This window comes from Halobacillus sp. ABA4_118 (assembly GCF_056160205.1).
Genome location: NZ_JBSWWS010000001.1, coordinates 406,337 through 423,844, shown reverse-complemented (window position 1 = coordinate 423,844; position 17,508 = coordinate 406,337). Strand labels below are relative to the sequence as shown.

Below are 17,508 nucleotides of genomic sequence, written 5' to 3'. Positions count from 1 at the left end.
TATACGTGATGGAGGGCAGAGAAGTTTCATTGGATTAAAAAAACACCAGGCAGCTGCCTGGTGTGGGTACGTTCTATTCGTCATCTTCGTTGTCGCCTACGATGCTGTGGGCCAGCCGGCTGGAAGCAGCTGCTGCAATGGCTCCTACAATATCATCGAGGAATGTATGGCATTCGCCGGAAGATTTATCATTCAGTTTCTGGAGAATTCCAGGTTTCTGCTTATCAATATAGCCGTAGTTGGTAAATCCGATCGATCCGTATACATTGACGATGGAAAAAGCAATGATTTCATCGATTCCATACAGGCTTTCGTCCACTTCGATGGTGGATTGAAGCGGCTCTGTAAGCATTTTCTTTTCAGCCAGGCGGTCCATCTCGATCCCTGTGATCACAGCGTTCTGGACTTCCCGTTTGGTGAGGACTTTGTTTACATTGAACCGGCATTCATCCATCGATAGGTCATCATGGTATTTCGACTGCAGATAATAGACAAGATCGGCGATATCGTCGATGGTGACGCCTCTTTCTGTCAGCCATTCCCGTGCTGTTTTTTCAAGACTGGATACTTTCTTCTCATTTGCCATAGCGAACTACCTCCCTGCTCTCTCTTTGGTCGCGATGTTACTATACCCGCGTTTATTGTTTCACAAACGACTGGTGTTATGTTCATTATATCAAAAGTCCGGGTTCTCCGTGAAAAAACGTGCCCTTTTTCTTATGTGTTACACTGGAAGAAAAAGGAGTGGAGGTGCTGTTATGGGGAAACCGTCAATTTTTATTACCCGCCGTCTGCCGGCAGAAGTTGTTGAACCTTATCAGGAGCAGTTGGATATTGAGATGTGGCCGGAGGAGGATGAAGCTGTCGACAGGGAGACGCTTTTAGCTAAGGCGGGTCGCGTGGACGGGCTCGTAACGATGCTGACCGACCAGGTGGACGAGGAGCTTCTGGGCGCTGGAAATTCTCTTGGGATTGTTGCCAATATGGCGGTTGGCTACGATAATGTGGATGTGAAAGCTGCAGAGAACATGGGGACGGCCATCACGAACACCCCGGATGTTTTGACAGAAACGACGGCCGATCTTACGTTCAGTCTGCTCATGGCCTCTGCCCGCCGGATTGTGGAGGCAGGGAATTATATTAAGGAGGACGCTTGGAACCACTGGTCTCCTTTACTGCTTGCCGGAACGGATGTGCATCATAAGACAATCGGAATCGTAGGGATGGGGCGTATAGGAGAAGCCGTGGCACGGAGAGCCAGAGGTTTTCAAATGGACATTCTTTATCACAACCGCTCCAGAAAAAAGGATGTGGAAAGTGAAATCGGCGCAAGGTATACATCGTTTGATGAGCTCTTGGAGAATGCGGATTATGTGGTCAGCCTGGCTCCGCTGACGGATGAAACCCGGCATATGTTCAATGCGGAGGCTTTTCAAAAGATGAAGGATACCGCAATCTTTATCAATGCATCCCGGGGGGCACTGATGGATGAAAAAGCACTCGAAAAAGCGCTCAGAGAAGAGCAGATCGCCGGTGCCGGTCTTGATGTGTTTGAACAAGAGCCGATCAGAGCCGACCACCCGCTCGTTTCCATGCCCGGCGTTGTCTGTCTTCCTCATATCGGCTCGGCAACGAAAGAGACCCGTTATAAGATGATGCGTCTCTGTCTGGAGAATGTTGTCCGTTACTTCGAGGAGAAGCCGCTGCTCAGTCCGGTTTCCAGATAAAAGAAGCCCGTACACGACAACGTGTACGGGCTTCTGATTATCTGTTTTAGAAAACCTGCTCCACTTCATAAATGCCAGGGACTTCCTGAGAAAGCGCACGCTCAATACCTGCTTTCAAAGTGATGGTTGAACTTGGGCAGTTCCCGCAGGCACCCATAAGACGCAGACGTACAATACCATCCTCTACATCCACCAGCTCAACGTCTCCACCGTCACGAAGTAAAAATGGGCGAAGTTTGTTCAGTACTTCTTGAACCTGTTCATGCATGTTCAATCTTCCCCTTTCTTATAGTATCATTATAAAACGAAGTGACGAAAAAATCTATGGTCTCTGCTTATGTTCCTTTGGATTGAGAACTATTATCATTTTATCTTTTTCCACTTCTTTTGTAAAATGAAAGTACGTATAAAAAAGGGGAGAGGGCCTCATGAATCAACCGGTTGTTCGCGTTTATGTATACGGGGCGGAAGTGAAATGTGCAAGCTGTGTGAACGCTCCCGGCTCAAAAGAGACCTATGAGTGGCTGGAGGCCGCTTTAACAAGAAAATATGGGGAGAAGAGCCTGCAGTTTCACTATTTTGATATCCATACAGAAAACCAGGAAGGTGTGGATATGGAAATCGTCCAACAGCTGTTGAATGATGACTTGTTTTACCCGCTGGTGCTGGTGGAAGACCGAATCGTGGCGGAAGGAAATCCAAAGTTGAAGACGATTTGCAAATCTCTGGAAGAACATGGTCTTCAACAGGTCAGTAATTCCTAACGCAGAACCACCAGCGTATGATAAAATCGTAAGGCACAGGGTTCTTCCGAAAAAGAGGTGACGTGGATGAATCCATTGATCGAATTTTGTATCAATAATTTAGCCGAAGGCTCCCAGAAAGCTAAGGATGAACTGGAAAAAGATCCGGATCTTGATGTGATGGATTACGGCTGTTTGAGAAACTGCGGTCTTTGTTCGCAGAGCAATTATGCCCTTGTTGAAGGAGAACGTGTCATTGCCGATTCGCCTGAAGAATTAGTCGATAAAATTTATCAACACTTGGACGAAACCCTGTAACAAGTGAAAAGGCATGACTATTTCAATACAATGAGAGGCACCCGGTAAAGGGTGTCTTTTTACTTGGATGAGCAGGTGCTGCTGTTTGATAAAAAGCAGGCCGGTTTAGTATACTGAAAAGAAGAAGAGAAAGGAGAGGCTTGGTATGATTCTGAACATTACAGAAGCTGCGGGTCATCAGATCAAAGAGATGATGAAGGAAGAGGGTGGAGATGTCCGTCTCCGCTTCGGTGTAAAAGGCGGCGGCTGCAGTGGATTGTCATATGCGATGGGCTTCGAGGATGAGATTAATGAAGAACTTGATCTTCTTGAAGATTCCAGCGGTATTCCTGTTGTCATCAACCGTCAGGATGCGGCGATTGTAGAAGGTACGACCATTGATTATAAACAAAATATGATGGGCGGAGGCTTCACGATCGATAATCCGAATGCCATCGTTTCCTGTGGCTGCGGGTCTTCCTTTAAAACGGCGGCGAACGCTGGAACACCAGACCCGAACTGCTGATAGATTCCAACCTTCCGGCTCACGGAAGGTTTTTTTATGGGAACAACCACTCTCAATCACAACCGGAAGTGGGAGGGCATCAGAACTTTTTTCAGTTTTGACTGGATGAAAAAAAGGCTGCAGAAAAACACAGGGTTTCTCTGCAGCTTTTGTTCTTTAGGAAAACATGCTCGTCGAATGTTTCGGCTGCACACGCGCTCCTGGATCGATATAGGCTTTCGCATTGTTGACAGCTGTCGGTCCTTCACCAAAACCGGATGCAATCAGTTTTACTTTACCCGGATAGGTGCAGATATCGCCGGCTGCATAGATGCCTTTGATGTTCGTTTCCATTTTGGAGTTTACAACGATGCTGTTTTTGTCGATTTCAAGCTCCCAGTCCTTGATGGGGCCAAGGGAGGAAATGAACCCGTAGTTGACGATGACATTATCAACGTCAATGGTCTCTGTACGTTCGCCTTTAACTTCTTGAAGCTCGACCTTTTCAATGCGCTCCTCCCCGATAAACTGCTCAGGAGTGAAGGGGGTCATGACGTTGACGTTGGATTCGTTCAACTGGGACACACTGTGTTCGTGAGCTCTGAATTTATCTCTTCTATGGACAAGAGTGACCTGTTTGGCAATCGGCTCCAGCATGAGTGCCCAGTCGACAGCAGAATCACCGCCGCCGGCAATCATTACGTTCTTGTCACGGAAGTTGTCCATGTTACTGACGTGATAATGCAGGTTGGTATCTTCAAACCGTTCGGAATCGTCCACTTTAAGTTTCCGTGGCTGGAATGCTCCGTTACCAGCTGTGACAATCACGGTTTTCGTGTAGTGGACATCTTTGTTCGTGGTCAGTTTTAAAGACTCGTCTTCCATCCGTTCTATATGGATGACTTCCTCCTCAAGCGCAATGGTCGGATTGAATGCCATGGCCTGCTCTTCCAGGTTGTCAATCAGCTCCTGTGCACGGACTTTAGGAAAGCCGGCCACGTCAAAAATGTATTTTTCCGGATAAAGGGCGGTCAGCTGCCCTCCGAGGTGCGGGAGGCTTTCGATGATTTTGACACTCGCTTCACGCATTCCACCGTAAAAAGCTGTGAACAGACCGACGGGGCCGCCGCCAATGACTGTAATATCGTATATTTTATCGCTCATAATAAACCTCCTGAAAAAAATTTCACTAAAATTTATTCTATCATAAAAAAATTTGCAATGGGAACACTGAACATATGTAAACCTTTCCAAAGGCGGCAATTGTTCAATAATTTTGATAACTTGATTTTGGGTTGAAAATAAGGGGAAAAAGGTCTAAGATGATGATAGACCATATAGTTATGATTTGTGACACTTTTCGCCTGATTTCAACAGGTTTTTTTAATGTCTTTTTGTGTGAAACAGGTCACAATGATATAGGTGACGGATGGAAAAAAATACGAGATGGAAGTGATTATTCATGAAGAATCCGAACATTGTCATTATCGGTGCCGGTTACGGGGGCATCATGACAGCTGTCAAACTTCAGAAGAGCCTTGGGGCGAACGATGCCAACATCACACTTGTGAACAAGCACAGCTACCACTATCAAACAACTTGGCTGCATGAAAACGCAGCAGGTACGCTTCACCATGACCGCACACGTATCGCAATCAAAGATGTTGTGGATACAAGCAAAGTCAACTTCATTCAGGATACAGTGACAGATATTAAAGCGGCCGATAAAAAGGTGATCCTTGAAGACGGCGAACTTTCTTATGACTACCTTGTCATTGGGCTTGGATTCGAAGCGGCTACGTTCGGTATCCCTGGACTTAAAGAGCATGCGTACACAATCAACAGCATCAACAGCTCTCGTCTGATCCGCCAGCATATCGAATACAACTTTGCGAAGTACAACAACGAACCTGAAAAACAGCAGAAGCGCTTGAACATTGTTGTCGGCGGTGCCGGGTTTACAGGAATTGAATTTGTTGGTGAACTGGCGAACCGTATCCCTGAACTATGCAAGGAATACGATGTTCCACGTGACAAAGTGCGTATTGTCAACGTAGAAGCTGCCCCGACAGCTCTTCCAGGTTTCGATCCTGAACTTGTTGAATATGCGATGAACTCTTTGGAAGCGCGCGGTGTCGAGTTCAAAATCGGTGCGATGATCAAAGAAGTAACCGAAAATAAATTGGTTTTCGAAAAAGACGAACAGCGTGAAGAAATCGATACGAACACCGTCGTATGGGCGGCCGGTGTACGCGGAAACTCACTGGTTGAAGAAGCCGGTTTCGAAGCGAACCGCGGACGTATCCCGGTTCGTGATGATCTTCGTCCAGAAGGATATGATGATGTATTCATTGTAGGGGACTGTGCTCTCATTATGAATGAGGAAACGGAGCGCCCTTATCCTCCGACAGCGCAGATTGCCATCCAGGAAGCGGAGCATACAGCGAAAAACCTTACCCGTCTCGTGAAAGGTGACGATCACCTTGAGCCATTCAAGCCTAACATTCAAGGTACGGTTGCTTCCCTTGGGCACAATGATGCCATCGGTGTTGTCTTTGATGATAAGAAACTCTTCGGCTGGTCAGCGACTGCCATGAAGAAAGTCATCGACAACCGCTATCTGCTAAAATTAGGCGGCCTTCCGCTCGTTCTGAAGAAAGGGAAGTTGAACTTCTTTAACTTCTAAAAGATATAGGAAACGCGAAAGCAGTTCATGCTTTCGCGTTTTTCGTACATCCGGATATGCTTGCGCTTTCATAGGAAGCGGTTTAGAATGAATAATGGATTTGCACGTCCCTTTTAAGGGGAGTAGGGGGAAGCGACGTTGAATATTGTCCAATTTGCTGTATCCATTCTTTTGTTTTTTGTACTGTTTTTCGGGATATCCTTTCTATTAAATATGATTCTGCGCTCATCCTGGATCATGTCCATCGTGTATCCTGTCATCGTGTTGTTTATCGTGGATAACTTTCCGTGGACGGAGTATTTCTCACAGCCTGGCACAGCCTTTCCAACTGTGTTTAAACAGCTCGGCCGTCTAGGTGTCGTGGACGTTGTGATCCTGACCAGCGGTTTTGCCGGGACCATTGCAGCCGGCATTGTCATAAAGAAATTGAGGAAAAGCGGTTATCAAATGTTCTGAGAAGAGAAGAAGGGGCATCGATCTTTGGATCGATGCCCCTTCTTTTGATTCAATTATTTGAATAAAATGACCGGTCTTGGACATGCTTACATCTAGAGGTGATGACATGTTTTCAGGACGTACGAAAAGACTGTTTCTTCCTTTCTTATTCGCAGGGGCTGTGGTGAGTACGGCTTCTTATGTAACAAATCTATCTTTAGTTGATTTGGGGAAATGGATGACAGCTGAAATAAAAGACAGGAACACAACTGCAGATCCAGATCCACAGGTGAAAAGCGCGGCTGTTGAGGCGGTCCAGACGCTGGAGCAGTCGATTGATTTGTCCCAGTATCAAAGCCGTCAGGTTACCGCTACGGGCTATACAGCCGGGTTTGAATCGACGGGGAAAACGCCTGAACATCCGGCCTATGGCATTACGTTCTCCGGGGTGAATGTAACGAGGGACCTGTATTCCACGATTGCTGCTGATTTGAACGTGTTTCCTTTAGGGACCATCCTTTTTATTCCCGGGTACGGGTATGGAGTGGTGGCTGATATTGGAGGGGCTATTAAAGGGGAGGAACTGGATCTTTATTTCTCAAGCGTGGAGGATGTGTATGACCAATGGGGAAAGAAAACCTTGGACGTGTACGTGATCAAAGAAGGAGAAGGCCAGCTGACGGAAGAAGAACTGGCCACTTTGAATGAAAATGAAGCTCAGCAGGTATTCCGGTCTGCAATCAAACCATAAAAAAACACTTCCGTTTTGATGGCGGAAGTGTTTTTGTTATTTAATAGATCAGAGAATGAAGCAGGAATGTAAGCAGGATACCGGTCAGGCCCCCGAAGAACACTTCAATGGGCTGGTGTCCGAGCAGCTCTTTCAATTCCTCTTTTTTCTGATACCCTTCTTTCTGCTGCCAGCTTTTCGCTTCACTGACGAAGCGGTTAAAATCATTCAATAAGATGTTTAACATGATGGCCTGCTCCCCTGTCTGCCGTCGGACACCTGTACTGTCGAACATGACGATGATGGAGAAAACGCAGGCGACAGCGAAAATGGATGAACCGAAGCCCTGCTCAATCCCTACGCCCGTAGCCAGAGCTGTTACAGCGGCAGAGTGGCTGCTCGGCATACCTCCTGTACTGAAGGCAAGGGTGGCATTGAACTGTCTGGAAGCAATAAATTGTATGGGGACTTTTACCGCCTGGGCAAAAACGATTGCAGCGATGGAGGCCCAGAGGGGGAAGTTCTGCAGTAAATCTAACAGCATTGTAACATCCTTTCTCATCCGGCAGGGTATCGAGATGATTGATCTTTATGTAAGTCATTTGTTGCTTATAAACAAAAACATTATATCATACATTCTGATAGAACGTCCCTTCATAAGGAAGGACGGATGCAGATCTTGTATACTGGAGAAGGAGGTGGCGTTATGTTGACAATAACACAGAAGTGGAAACCCATAGACCCCCTTGTCGTCGGGGTGTTCGCGGATGAGGATCAAAGCATTCTGGCAGAGAAGATAAAAGATGCAGCAGGATTACATACAGCGGATTATTTAAAAAGTGGTCTCGTTCAACCCCCGCCGGGCCGAGTGGACCATTTGATTGTTCCCTATGAGAATCAAATGGTCCGGGTCTTATGTATCGGTCTTGGGTCCAGAAAGATGATGACAAAAGCCGACAGGAGAAACTTGTGGGGGCAGGCTTTTCAGCAGATTGAGGCGCAAGGGGTGGAGCAGTGCTCCCTTTTGCTGGAGACCCTAATTCCTGATCGTCAGAAATATAAAGAGTGGACGGCGTTGTTAGCAGAAGCGATCGGCTTATCAACTTATAAGCAGGAAAATTATAAAACCGGATCGGATGAAGTCAAACGGCTGAAGAGCCTGTCTGTTTTTTCTGCTCTGTTTGATCAAAATACGATGGAAGCAGCGATTGTGGAAGGGATGGCTTATGCAGAAGGGGCCAATACAGCAAGAAAGCTGGTTCATCTTCCCTCCAACATTCTTACAGCATCCGAACTCGCCGCACAAGCCTTGAAAATGGCAGAGCGGTTTGGTTTCGATGCCCAAATCCTAGAGAAAGAGGATATGGAAAATCTGGGGATGGGAGCGCTCCTCGCTGTAAACCAGGGTTCCGTAGAGCCGCCAAAGCTGATTGTTCTAAAGTATCAAGGATTGGAGGAGTGGAAGGATGTGACCGCTCTTGTAGGAAAAGGCATAACGTATGATACAGGAGGCTATTCCATTAAATCGAAAACAGGCATGCCTGGTATGAAAGGGGATATGGGAGGCGCTGCTGCTGTTCTCGGAGCTTTGGAAACCATAGGGCGCATCAAGCCTGAGAAGAACGTCATGGCCGTGATTCCATCTACCGATAACATGATATCCGGTGGAGCATTTAAACCTGATGATGTGATTACTTCCATGAGTGGTCAAACCATTGAAGTACTGAATACAGATGCCGAAGGGCGTCTGGCCCTGGGCGATGCTGTAACGTATGCCCGCTCAGAAGGGGCAGACAGGGTTATTGATGTGGCTACGCTTACCGGAGGAGTAGTCACGGCCCTCGGATCATGGATGACAGGGGCAATGACGAATGACGAGTCCTTTTATAAACAAATCGAAAAGGCGGGTCAGGAGACGGGAGAATGGATCTGGCTTCTGCCGTATAACGAAGATTATAAAGCTCAGGTAAGGAAAAGCAGGATTGCTGACTTGAATAATTCTCCAACACGCAAAGCTCACGCGATCATGGGAGGTGCGTTCGTCGGAGCATTTGCAGAGGGGATTCCGTGGGTGCATCTCGATATTGCCGGAACGTCTGTAGCAGAATCCGGGCACGCCCTTGGGCCTGAAGGACCTACAGGAGTCATGGCAAGGACACTGGCTTATTATGTGAATCATTAAAAAAGGGGCCTGTTCATGTTAGCTGAGGCCGTTCCCGCGGCAGGCACTATCGATAAGCGCAGCGGGATCGTGTGAACGAAATACGGGCAGCAACTCTAGATCAAAGGTTGAAGTCTGGGCTGAAGCCCAGACTTTTTTTGTGCGGATGGATATTGTATAGGAAGCGGTTTTTCAAGGAGGGCTTCCTATCTCTATTGCTGTATCAATAAGAAACAAGACCCGGCAGCTGATGCAGATCGTCCGAACGCCTCTGCTGCTGTCCAAAGTGGATAAGCATATAGGTACGATGCTGCTGCTTTATACAGCCTCCCATGTATACTACGGGAAGGTGGACAGGGTGCAGGGGCGGGAAATCTATATGACCATCGGTGACCGTGTCCTGATCATCGACGGCCGAACCCTTGTTCATGTTTGTTCCACGTGAAGAATTTCTCGTCCACATCTCAACTGTGGATATAAAAAAAGCACATACGCTTGGAAGCGCATGTGCTTTTTTTATTAATCCTGGACGGCTGCTTCAAGAGCCACTTCAATCATTTCGTTAAAGGTGGTCTGACGTTCCTCGGCCGTCGTTTCTTCTCCGGTAAGGATATGATCACTGACAGTAAGAACGGACAGCGCCTGACGGTTGTATTTCGCGGCAAGCGTATAAAGAGCGGTTGTTTCCATTTCTACAGCAAGCACGTTGTACTCAGCGAGCAGATTGAATAGATCCATCGCATTGTCACGGTAGAAACTGTCACTTGTAAAGACGTTTCCGACTTTCAAGTCCAACCCTTTTGCTGTTCCTGCATCATAGGCATTCTTCAACAAATTGAAGTCCGCTGTCGGTGCATAATCAATGCCGCCGAATACCATACGGTTCATCTGGGAGTCCGTTGTCGATGTGGAAGCAAGAATCACGTCACGCACGTTTACATCGTTCTGCAGTGCTCCGCATGAGCCGACGCGGATCAATTTCTGCACGCCGTAGCTATCCATCAGTTCATTGACGTAGATGGAGATGGAAGGTACCCCCATCCCTGTTCCCTGAACAGAAATGCGCTCTCCTTTATATGTACCTGTGTATCCGTACATGCCACGTACTTCGTTATAGCAGACGGCATCCTCCAGAAAGTTTTCAGCAATATATTTGGCGCGGAGCGGGTCTCCTGGCAGCAGGATCTTATCCGCGATATCTCCCTGTTGTGCTCCAATATGTGTTGTCATGGGTTTTTCCTCCTTCATTTCTTTCAACATTTTAAAATTACCACACCCCGAAAGCGAATACAAATGTGGCTGATTTTACCCGAAATACTGTTTTTCGAGATCACTCAGTTGATCTGCGGCATGGCTGTTAAAATCGGTATCCCGCCGATTTAACTTTTGTTTCAGCTTTTCAACGGATTGTTTGAGAGAATCATTATAATCCGGTATTTCTGTCTCTTCATAAGGGTGGACCGCTTCTTTCTGAACGTTGGCTTTTTCAAGATAACTCAACGCTTTCCGCTGATGGAAAAAAACATTTTCTGTTTGACCAGGATTGTGAAGATCCCCCTGCATCGGGTGTTTGTCAACGGCGAGCATTTGAACCAGATAAAAATTCCCCCGGTCCTCTTTCACTTCTCCGATGTATATGCCTGTTTTATAATGCGCTTTCACTATAGAGCCAATCTGGATCTCAGACATTCTATTCCCTCCTAAATTCATCTCTCGTTTCATTGTAACAAAAAATATGTAGATCTAATGAAAACGGATGCGGATTTCCAAATGTTTGATATACTTAGGGGAGAAGGGTGGGGTTCACCATGATGGAATTTCTGTACTTCCCAGAAGATAAGTCTGAATATATTCCTGCTGTCCTGATGCTTCTGCTGTTCATTGTGGCTGCAGCGGTTACTATGATCTGGATTATTAAAGCCTCTCAAAAAGAAGAGCATACATTTGATCAGAATTACTCTATAAATGAAAAGGAAGATCGCGAATCGAAAGAGCCGCATTAGGTGCCTGCCTGATGCGGCTTTATTATATTTTCAGCAGCATGGGGGACACTAGAAAAAGCAGATTTCATCAAATGGAGGTTTTGGACCCATGAAGCGTGCCTTTATGTGTGCCGGGACGATCGCTGTTGTTTTGACGGCGTGTTCCGGAGAGGAACGATCGCCGCTGGAAACATCAATCTATAACAAAGATAATGACAAAATCGGGACAGCTGTATTGACCGAACAGCCTGAAGGCGTACAAGTGAAATTGAAAGTAGAAGGGATTGAACCAGGGATGCACGGGATAGCTGTTCATGAATTTCCAAAATGTGATGCGCCTGAGTTCAAGAGTGCCGGGAATCATTTCAATCCCTTGTCCAAGGAGCATGGTCTCATGAATCCAAAAGGGGCGCATGTGGGGGATATGCCGAATGTGGAGGCTGACCAGAGCGGTATGATTGATGTTGAGGTCATGCTGCCGGAGGCGAAGCTGAAAGAAGACCAGAAGTCGCTTCTGAGGGATGAAGGGACCTCCTTGATCATCCAGAGCGGACCAGATGATGGGATGACCCAGCCGGCAGGAGATGCCGGGGAACGTGTGGCCTGTGGTGTGATTACCATAGACGCAGACAAAGATGAAACGAGTGATCCTGCCGAACCGGATAAACAGCAGGAATAACCGAACCTTCGATAACTGGACGGACGGCCATCCTGGTGTTTTCAGATACCTCTATGCAGACAGAAGGAATGATGGAATAAAAAAAGGCTGCCGTTTTTTAAGGCAGCCTTAGTTTTCATTCGATTTAAGATTGTTCAAAGGTCTGGACAGCTTTGATGATGCGTGTGACACCTTCTTCAAGTGTAGACATCGGAGCAGCCAGGTTGAGGCGCATAAAGCCGCGGCCTTCTTCTCCGAAGGACGCACCGTCGTTTAAGCCGACACGGGCCTCTTTCTGCATGAACTTCTTCAATTCCGTCTGGGAAAGTCCCATTCGTGTACAGTCCAGCCATAACAAATACGTTCCTTCGATCGGAAGCGCACGCACCGATTTTGTTTCGTTCTCCAGCCGCTGAATCACATAGTCGCGATGGTCCTTCAGCACTTCTGTCAATGTGTCAACCCAGTCGGATCCATGGTTATACGCAGCTTCCATCGCTGTAATACCAAGGGTGTTCAACATCATCATGCCTTGATTTTTAAAATGTTTATCCAGCTTTTTCTTGTCTTCCTTGTTTGCAGTAATAACATAGGAAGCCTGCAGACCGGCAAGGTTGAATGTTTTCGTAGGGGAAAGGCATGTGACCGTCTGCTGGTTCGTTTCTTCAGAAAGAGAAGCCATGGGTATATGCTTGTTCGGTGGCAGAATCAAATCGGCATGAATTTCATCCGCTGCGATTTTCACACCGTGCTTCCGGCAGATCCGGCTCATTTCTTCCAGTTCCTGCTTCGTCCATACCCTCCCGACAGGATTGTGTGGGTTGCATAGGATAAACATGGTTACCTGATTGTCTTTGATTTTGTTCTCGAAATCTTCAAAGTCTATTTCGTACCTGTCCTCTTTATGAAGGAGTGGGTTTTTTACGATATGTCTGCCATGGTCTTTGACAACACTGTAGAACGGAGGATAAACCGGTGTCTGGATAAGAACGTTGTCGCCGATTTCCGTCAACGATTGAATAATCATGTGCAGAGATGGAATGACACCCGGGCTGAACGTGATCCAGTCCGTTTCTGTTTCCCATCCGTGACGATTACGAAGCCATCCTGTAATGGACTCCTTCACATCCTGATCCGGGATGGTGTATCCGAAGATGCCGTGTTCGACCCTTGAGGTCAGTGCGTCTGTGACAGCCTGTGGTGTCTTGAAATCCATATCGGCCACCCACATCGGCAGGACATCTTTATCTTGATAAAAGTCTTCAATGAGATCCCATTTGACCGAGCGTGTCCCGGTTCTTGGGGTGTATTTTTGAAATTCTTCCAAAGTACTCGCCTCCATCAGCCATTTTTCCTTATCATAACCGAAACCAGGTCCTTCATGAAACTAACTTGTTCGGGAAGGAATTTTGGCCGAAAAAAAAGCAAAGCGAACGTTCGCTTTGCTTACACAGGGGGAATACGAGAAAGTCTTACGTTATTTAATATAACCCTGTTTCATAGTTTATAAACCTCTTTTTTAATTTTTCTGCTGATTCAGGTCATAAAGCAGATTCATAGCCCGAAGTACGTCCTGTTCTGAAAAGTCACGGGCTTTCCTTAAGATCAGTTTAGAGCTTTTGACGCCGATGTCCTGAACCAGCTGTGTAAGTTCTTCGTCAAAAGGAGATTCATCTTCATCGTGGAATTCCATAAGTTCGGAAGCGGGAATATCCAGAACCGTCGAAATTTTCAAGACGGTATCAAGTTCTGGTGTGCGCTCATTAGATTCATAACTTTCCAGTGTGTGAACGCCCATCCGGGCTTTGAGAGCCAGTTCCTCTTTCGTGAATTTCTTCATTTCCCTGTACTTTCGGATATTGTTTCCTACGGACATACGCTGAACCCTCCTTTATTCTTTTTTCTAGTATATCACGCTGCGGACAAATGATGTCTGAACGATTCGTGAACATAGACGGGATATTGCTTATTTCGCGTCTTTGTGGTAAAATCATTTATTGCGTGAAAAGAAGCGAATATTTAATGAATCAGGAGTTGTATAGCATGTCAGAGAAGTTCCAAGAAGGTCAAGTATTAGAAGGTAAAGTCACAGGCATTCAGCCCTACGGCGCGTTTGTAGCATTGGATGAGCAGGTTCAAGGTCTTGTACACATTTCCGAGGTTACTCACGGTTATGTAAAAGATATTAATGAGCACCTTTCTGAAGGAGATGAAGTTCAGGTTAAAATTCTGAACATCGATGAGAAGAGCAACAAATATTCTCTATCCATCCGTGCGACTCAGGAAGCACCTAAACAGCAGGAGCGTCGTCCACGTAAACAAGCGGCTCCAAAACAGCAGGAAGAAGCTGCAGGCTTCAACACGCTGAAAGACAAGCTTGAAGACTGGATCAAACAGTCTGATGACCGCGAAAAATTCCGCAAATAAGGAATGAAGAAGAGACCAGGGCCTTCCCTGGTCTCTTTTTTTATTCCTGTTCAACAGCTGTGTCAGCCGGTACATCACTATTTTGTGCTGCGGGGATGAAATAAAGGGAAATGGCAATAAGTCCGCTGATCCCTACAGCCGTATAAATGAGACGCGCAAGGAATGCACGCTGCTCACCACCGCCAAACAGCCCGGCAACGAGATCATACTGGAAAAGTCCGATGAGTCCCCAGTTGATGGCGCCGATGATGATCAGCAGGAGAGCCGTCCGTTGTATCCAGCTCATATACAGACCTCCTTTTCTTCTATTGGAATTAGTATGGATCTCAAAGCCGATGTTCATTCCAGACAGCATTTCTTTTGAGATTCTTCAAATTATCGGGGATAATAGGAAAGCACGTTAAGAACAGAAAGGAGCTTCCAATCCATGGATACATTTACATTTCATAACCCAACCAAACTGATCTTTGGTAAAGATCAAATTGAACAACTGCCCGGCCAGCTGCCGGAAGGGACGAAAAAAGTCCTTGTTGTTTATGGTGGGGGCAGTATCAAGAAAAACGGCGTTTATGACCAGGTCATGGACCAGCTGAAAAAAGCTGAGGTTGAAGTTCTTGAGCTTTCCGGAGTTGAACCCAACCCTAAACTGACAACGGTCGAAAAAGGGGTGGAGATTTCCAAACAGGAAAATGTTGATTTTCTTCTTGCTGTCGGTGGCGGTAGTGTGATTGATGCTACGAAAACCATCGCTGCAGGTGCTAAATATGAAGGTGCCCCTTGGGATCTCGTCACCCGCCAGGCGACACCTGAAGATGCTCTTCCATTCGGTACAGTGCTGACGCTTGCAGCGACAGGCTCTGAAATGAATGCGGGCGCTGTTATTACCAACTGGGAAACGAATGAGAAATACGGATGGGGTGCGGCTCCATTGACCAACCCGGCCTTCTCTATTCTTGATCCGGCCTACACAGCAACGGTTCCTGAAGATCAGACGGTATATGGCATTGTCGATATGATGACACACTTGTTCGAACAGTATTTCCACAATCCGACACCGTCTCCTGTACAGGATGAGATGATTGAAGGTGTCCTTCGCTCTGTCATTGAAACAGGTCCGAAGCTGCTTCAAAACCTTGAATCCCTGGAGCATCGTGAAACGATCCTTTATGCAGGTACGCTTGCACTGAACGGGATGATGCAGATGGGTTACCGCGGAGACTGGGCAAGCCATAACATCGAGCACGCGGTATCAGCGGTTTATGACATTCCGCATGCCGGTGGACTGGCGATTCTGTTCCCGAACTGGATGAAGCATAACCTTGAGGTTAATGTTTCCCGTTTTGCCCGTCTTGGTGAAAAAGTGTTTGGTGTAGAAACAGAAGGGAAATCAGAGCGTGAAGTGGCTGAAGAAGGTATTCAGGAACTTCGTAAGTTCTGGACATCTCTTGGTGCCCCCCAAACGCTTGCTGACTATGACATCGGCGATGATAAGTTTGACGTAATCGTTGACCGTGCGATGAAACGCGGACCATTCGGTAACTTTAACAAGCTTCACGAAAAAGATGTTCAAGAGATCCTTGAAATGTCTAAATAAGGGGTAAAGAAAAAAGGCGCGGAGATCCGTGCCTTTTTCTTTTCCAAAACATTTTCCTTATGTATCCGTTTACAAATGGAGCTTTGCTTGATTTGCTATGGAGGTTTCGATAAAGTGAAATTGGTCAGGTATAAAATTGACAATCTGGAGGCTATCATATGACACATATTCGTTTTGATTATGAAAAAGCGCTGCCATTCTTTGGCGAACATGAATTGGAATATATGCAGGGAGCTGTATCGACAGCACACCAGGCACTCCATGAAAAAACTGGCGCAGGTAATGATTTTCTAGGGTGGGTCGATCTTCCCGAGGACTATGACAAGGAAGAGTTCGCCCGCATTAAAAAATCCGCAGAAAAGATTAAATCCGACTCAGACGTGCTTCTTGTCATCGGTATCGGCGGTTCATACTTAGGGGCGAGAGCAGCTCTTGAAATGCTCAACCACAGCTTCTACAACACGTTGGCGAAGGAAGACCGTGACACCCCTCAAGTCTTCTTCGTAGGAAACAGCATCAGTGCTCCATACATGAATGAGCTGTTTGACGTTCTTAAAAATAAAGATGTTTCCATTAACGTCATTTCTAAAAGCGGAACGACGACAGAGCCGGCGATTGCGTTCCGTATCTTCCGTAAGTTCCTGGAGGACAAATATGGGCAGGAAGAAGCTCAGAAACGCATTTATGCTACGACAGATGCCAACAAAGGGGCATTGAAGACGCTTGCTGATGAGCAGGGATACGAATCCTTTGTCGTCCCTGATGATGTGGGCGGTCGTTATTCTGTCCTTACTGCTGTTGGACTGCTTCCAATCGCAGCGAGCGGCATTGATATTGATGCCATGATGGAAGGGGCGCAGAAGGCCCGCCAGGAGCTGAGTGCCGAAAAGCTTTCCGAGAACCCGGCCTATCAATATGCGGCGGTGCGTAACGTCCTTTACAACAAAGGCAAAACGATTGAAATGCTGATCAACTATGAGCCATCCCTTCAGTACTTCTCTGAATGGTGGAAGCAGCTGTTTGGTGAAAGTGAAGGAAAAGACCAGAAGGGGATCTTCCCGGCTTCTGCCAACTTCTCTACAGATCTTCACTCTCTTGGACAATATGTTCAGGAAGGGCGCAGAGACTTGTTTGAGACGGTTCTTCACGTGGAGACGCCAAGCTCTGACATGACCATTGAAGAAGATGATCAGAACCTTGACGGGTTGAACTACCTGGCTGGAAGCACCGTGGACAAGGTCAATGAAAAAGCCTACCTTGGTACAATGCTGGCGCATACAGATGGGGACGTTCCGAACTTGATTGTCCACCTTCCGAAGCGTGATGCCTACACGTTTGGTTATCTCGTTTACTTCTTCGAGAAAGCCTGTGCCATCAGCGGCTATCTTCTCGGTGTCAATCCGTTTGACCAGCCTGGAGTGGAAGCATATAAGAAGAATATGTTCGCCCTTCTTGGCAAGCCGGGATTTGAAGAAGAAAAAGAAAAACTCGAAAAACGCCTGTAAAGCAAAAAAAGCGCGGCTCATCCATGAATTGGATGAGCCGCGCTTTTTTTATTGGGCA

General features: G+C 46.7%; 23 protein-coding genes. 14 read left to right on the top strand and 9 right to left on the bottom strand.

The window, feature by feature from the left end; genetic code table 11:
- Positions 1–73 precede the first annotated feature (73 nt).
- Positions 74–586 (bottom strand): phosphatidylglycerophosphatase A family protein, encoded by a 513-nt coding sequence (locus tag ACXAGL_RS02220; RefSeq protein WP_474969293.1) that lies wholly within the window; start codon positions 584–586, stop codon positions 74–76.
- Positions 587–758: 172 nt separating this feature from the next.
- On the opposite strand from ACXAGL_RS02220, the gene ACXAGL_RS02215 reads away from it, so the two are divergent.
- Positions 759–1,727 (top strand): 2-hydroxyacid dehydrogenase, encoded by a 969-nt coding sequence (locus ACXAGL_RS02215; protein ID WP_474989626.1) that lies wholly within the window; start codon positions 759–761, stop codon positions 1,725–1,727.
- 46 nt (positions 1,728–1,773) lie between these two features.
- On the opposite strand, the gene ACXAGL_RS02210 is transcribed toward ACXAGL_RS02215, so the two are convergent.
- Positions 1,774–1,995, bottom strand: a complete 222-nt coding sequence (locus ACXAGL_RS02210; protein ID WP_244713039.1) for a NifU family protein — start codon at positions 1,993–1,995, stop codon at positions 1,774–1,776.
- Positions 1,996–2,155: 160 nt separating this feature from the next.
- Between ACXAGL_RS02210 and ACXAGL_RS02205 the strand changes: the two genes are divergently transcribed.
- The 3 genes from ACXAGL_RS02205 to ACXAGL_RS02195 all read left to right on the top strand — a co-directional run bounded on the left by ACXAGL_RS02205 (position 2,156) and on the right by ACXAGL_RS02195 (position 3,293).
- Complete coding sequence (locus ACXAGL_RS02205; RefSeq protein ID WP_474969291.1) at positions 2,156–2,491, top strand: YuzD family protein; 336 nt, start codon at positions 2,156–2,158, stop codon at positions 2,489–2,491.
- Positions 2,492–2,557: 66 nt separating this feature from the next.
- The gene (locus ACXAGL_RS02200) at positions 2,558–2,788 is read left to right on the top strand and encodes a YuzB family protein (RefSeq protein ID WP_027956440.1); all 231 of its coding nucleotides are present in this window, start codon (positions 2,558–2,560) and stop codon (positions 2,786–2,788) included.
- Between the two features lie 145 nt (positions 2,789–2,933).
- Entirely contained in the window at positions 2,934–3,293 is a 360-nt protein-coding gene (locus tag ACXAGL_RS02195) for a HesB/IscA family protein (RefSeq protein ID WP_474969290.1), read from the top strand.
- A 156-nt stretch (positions 3,294–3,449) separates the two neighbouring features.
- Here the strand turns inward: ACXAGL_RS02195 and ACXAGL_RS02190 are convergent, their stop codons facing one another.
- Entirely contained in the window at positions 3,450–4,436 is a 987-nt protein-coding gene (locus ACXAGL_RS02190; RefSeq protein WP_474989624.1) for an NAD(P)/FAD-dependent oxidoreductase, read from the bottom strand.
- 298 nt (positions 4,437–4,734) lie between these two features.
- On the opposite strand from ACXAGL_RS02190, the gene ACXAGL_RS02185 reads away from it, so the two are divergent.
- The 3 genes from ACXAGL_RS02185 (at position 4,735) to ACXAGL_RS02175 (ending at position 7,144) form a co-directional block, all read left to right on the top strand.
- Complete coding sequence (locus ACXAGL_RS02185) at positions 4,735–5,958, top strand: NAD(P)/FAD-dependent oxidoreductase (RefSeq protein WP_474969288.1); 1,224 nt, start codon at positions 4,735–4,737, stop codon at positions 5,956–5,958.
- A gap of 138 nt (positions 5,959–6,096) precedes the next feature.
- Positions 6,097–6,414: a YuiB family protein gene (locus tag ACXAGL_RS02180; protein WP_474969287.1), complete on the top strand. Its 318-nt coding sequence runs from the start codon at positions 6,097–6,099 to the stop codon at positions 6,412–6,414.
- A 106-nt stretch (positions 6,415–6,520) separates the two neighbouring features.
- Positions 6,521–7,144, top strand: a complete 624-nt coding sequence (locus ACXAGL_RS02175; protein WP_474971110.1) for a 3D domain-containing protein — start codon at positions 6,521–6,523, stop codon at positions 7,142–7,144.
- 40 nt (positions 7,145–7,184) lie between these two features.
- Here ACXAGL_RS02175 and ACXAGL_RS02170 read toward each other — a convergent pair whose 3' ends face one another.
- A complete protein-coding gene (locus ACXAGL_RS02170; protein WP_027956446.1) occupies positions 7,185–7,667 on the bottom strand; it encodes a divergent PAP2 family protein in 483 nt (160 codons plus the stop codon).
- Between the two features lie 162 nt (positions 7,668–7,829).
- Between ACXAGL_RS02170 and ACXAGL_RS02165 the strand changes: the two genes are divergently transcribed.
- On the top strand, positions 7,830–9,305 hold the full coding sequence (locus ACXAGL_RS02165; protein ID WP_474989622.1) for a leucyl aminopeptidase: 1,476 nt from the start codon (positions 7,830–7,832) through the stop codon (positions 9,303–9,305).
- A gap of 229 nt (positions 9,306–9,534) precedes the next feature.
- A complete protein-coding gene (locus tag ACXAGL_RS02160) occupies positions 9,535–9,729 on the top strand; it encodes a hypothetical protein (RefSeq protein ID WP_474969284.1) in 195 nt (64 codons plus the stop codon).
- A 74-nt stretch (positions 9,730–9,803) separates the two neighbouring features.
- Here the strand turns inward: ACXAGL_RS02160 and deoD are convergent, their stop codons facing one another.
- Together deoD and kapB are read right to left on the bottom strand one after the other, a co-directional pair.
- A complete protein-coding gene (gene deoD, locus ACXAGL_RS02155; RefSeq protein ID WP_474989620.1) occupies positions 9,804–10,514 on the bottom strand; it encodes a purine-nucleoside phosphorylase in 711 nt (236 codons plus the stop codon).
- 75 nt (positions 10,515–10,589) lie between these two features.
- The gene (kapB, locus tag ACXAGL_RS02150) at positions 10,590–10,973 is read right to left on the bottom strand and encodes a kinase-associated lipoprotein KapB (protein ID WP_474969283.1); all 384 of its coding nucleotides are present in this window, start codon (positions 10,971–10,973) and stop codon (positions 10,590–10,592) included.
- A 119-nt stretch (positions 10,974–11,092) separates the two neighbouring features.
- Between kapB and ACXAGL_RS02145 the strand changes: the two genes are divergently transcribed.
- Both ACXAGL_RS02145 and ACXAGL_RS02140 read left to right on the top strand, forming a co-directional pair.
- Positions 11,093–11,287 carry a hypothetical protein gene (locus ACXAGL_RS02145; RefSeq protein ID WP_474969282.1) on the top strand — a complete coding sequence of 65 codons (195 nt, stop codon included), beginning with the start codon at positions 11,093–11,095 and terminating at the stop codon, positions 11,285–11,287.
- Positions 11,288–11,375: 88 nt separating this feature from the next.
- On the top strand, positions 11,376–11,945 hold the full coding sequence (locus ACXAGL_RS02140) for a superoxide dismutase family protein (RefSeq protein WP_474969281.1): 570 nt from the start codon (positions 11,376–11,378) through the stop codon (positions 11,943–11,945).
- 124 nt (positions 11,946–12,069) lie between these two features.
- Here ACXAGL_RS02140 and ACXAGL_RS02135 read toward each other — a convergent pair whose 3' ends face one another.
- Complete coding sequence (locus ACXAGL_RS02135; RefSeq protein ID WP_474969280.1) at positions 12,070–13,251, bottom strand: MalY/PatB family protein; 1,182 nt, start codon at positions 13,249–13,251, stop codon at positions 12,070–12,072.
- A 192-nt stretch (positions 13,252–13,443) separates the two neighbouring features.
- Positions 13,444–13,800 (bottom strand): helix-turn-helix domain-containing protein, encoded by a 357-nt coding sequence (locus ACXAGL_RS02130; protein WP_027956454.1) that lies wholly within the window; start codon positions 13,798–13,800, stop codon positions 13,444–13,446.
- A 167-nt stretch (positions 13,801–13,967) separates the two neighbouring features.
- On the opposite strand from ACXAGL_RS02130, the gene yugI reads away from it, so the two are divergent.
- Positions 13,968–14,351 carry a S1 domain-containing post-transcriptional regulator GSP13 gene (yugI, locus tag ACXAGL_RS02125; RefSeq protein WP_027956455.1) on the top strand — a complete coding sequence of 128 codons (384 nt, stop codon included), beginning with the start codon at positions 13,968–13,970 and terminating at the stop codon, positions 14,349–14,351.
- A gap of 40 nt (positions 14,352–14,391) precedes the next feature.
- On the opposite strand, the gene ACXAGL_RS02120 is transcribed toward yugI, so the two are convergent.
- Entirely contained in the window at positions 14,392–14,637 is a 246-nt protein-coding gene (locus tag ACXAGL_RS02120) for a DUF378 domain-containing protein (protein ID WP_474969279.1), read from the bottom strand.
- Between the two features lie 141 nt (positions 14,638–14,778).
- Here ACXAGL_RS02120 and ACXAGL_RS02115 point away from each other — a divergent pair, with 141 nt between their 5' ends.
- Positions 14,779–15,945 (top strand): iron-containing alcohol dehydrogenase, encoded by a 1,167-nt coding sequence (locus ACXAGL_RS02115; protein WP_474969278.1) that lies wholly within the window; start codon positions 14,779–14,781, stop codon positions 15,943–15,945.
- 158 nt (positions 15,946–16,103) lie between these two features.
- On the top strand, positions 16,104–17,450 hold the full coding sequence (locus ACXAGL_RS02110; protein ID WP_474969277.1) for a glucose-6-phosphate isomerase: 1,347 nt from the start codon (positions 16,104–16,106) through the stop codon (positions 17,448–17,450).
- The last annotated feature ends 58 nt before the right edge of the window (positions 17,451–17,508 follow it).

Bases quoted from the DNA above. Each gene is read 5' to 3' on its own strand.
- ACXAGL_RS02220 (WP_474969293.1), bottom strand. From the start codon at position 586: ATGGCAAATGAGAAGAAAGTATCCAGTCTTGAAAAAACAGCACGGGAA.
- ACXAGL_RS02215 (WP_474989626.1), top strand. From the start codon at position 759: ATGGGGAAACCGTCAATTTTTATTACCCGCCGTCTGCCGGCAGAAGTT.
- ACXAGL_RS02210 (WP_244713039.1), bottom strand. From the start codon at position 1,995: ATGCATGAACAGGTTCAAGAAGTACTGAACAAACTTCGCCCATTTTTA.
- ACXAGL_RS02205 (WP_474969291.1), top strand. From the start codon at position 2,156: ATGAATCAACCGGTTGTTCGCGTTTATGTATACGGGGCGGAAGTGAAA.
- ACXAGL_RS02200 (WP_027956440.1), top strand. From the start codon at position 2,558: ATGAATCCATTGATCGAATTTTGTATCAATAATTTAGCCGAAGGCTCC.
- ACXAGL_RS02195 (WP_474969290.1), top strand. From the start codon at position 2,934: ATGATTCTGAACATTACAGAAGCTGCGGGTCATCAGATCAAAGAGATG.
- ACXAGL_RS02190 (WP_474989624.1), bottom strand. From the start codon at position 4,436: ATGAGCGATAAAATATACGATATTACAGTCATTGGCGGCGGCCCCGTC.
- ACXAGL_RS02185 (WP_474969288.1), top strand. From the start codon at position 4,735: ATGAAGAATCCGAACATTGTCATTATCGGTGCCGGTTACGGGGGCATC.
- ACXAGL_RS02175 (WP_474971110.1), top strand. From the start codon at position 6,521: ATGTTTTCAGGACGTACGAAAAGACTGTTTCTTCCTTTCTTATTCGCA.
- ACXAGL_RS02170 (WP_027956446.1), bottom strand. From the start codon at position 7,667: ATGCTGTTAGATTTACTGCAGAACTTCCCCCTCTGGGCCTCCATCGCT.
- ACXAGL_RS02165 (WP_474989622.1), top strand. From the start codon at position 7,830: ATGTTGACAATAACACAGAAGTGGAAACCCATAGACCCCCTTGTCGTC.
- ACXAGL_RS02160 (WP_474969284.1), top strand. From the start codon at position 9,535: ATGCAGATCGTCCGAACGCCTCTGCTGCTGTCCAAAGTGGATAAGCAT.
- deoD (WP_474989620.1), bottom strand. From the start codon at position 10,514: ATGACAACACATATTGGAGCACAACAGGGAGATATCGCGGATAAGATC.
- kapB (WP_474969283.1), bottom strand. From the start codon at position 10,973: ATGTCTGAGATCCAGATTGGCTCTATAGTGAAAGCGCATTATAAAACA.
- ACXAGL_RS02145 (WP_474969282.1), top strand. From the start codon at position 11,093: ATGATGGAATTTCTGTACTTCCCAGAAGATAAGTCTGAATATATTCCT.
- ACXAGL_RS02140 (WP_474969281.1), top strand. From the start codon at position 11,376: ATGAAGCGTGCCTTTATGTGTGCCGGGACGATCGCTGTTGTTTTGACG.
- ACXAGL_RS02130 (WP_027956454.1), bottom strand. From the start codon at position 13,800: ATGTCCGTAGGAAACAATATCCGAAAGTACAGGGAAATGAAGAAATTC.
- yugI (WP_027956455.1), top strand. From the start codon at position 13,968: ATGTCAGAGAAGTTCCAAGAAGGTCAAGTATTAGAAGGTAAAGTCACA.
- ACXAGL_RS02120 (WP_474969279.1), bottom strand. From the start codon at position 14,637: ATGAGCTGGATACAACGGACGGCTCTCCTGCTGATCATCATCGGCGCC.
- ACXAGL_RS02115 (WP_474969278.1), top strand. From the start codon at position 14,779: ATGGATACATTTACATTTCATAACCCAACCAAACTGATCTTTGGTAAA.
- ACXAGL_RS02110 (WP_474969277.1), top strand. From the start codon at position 16,104: ATGACACATATTCGTTTTGATTATGAAAAAGCGCTGCCATTCTTTGGC.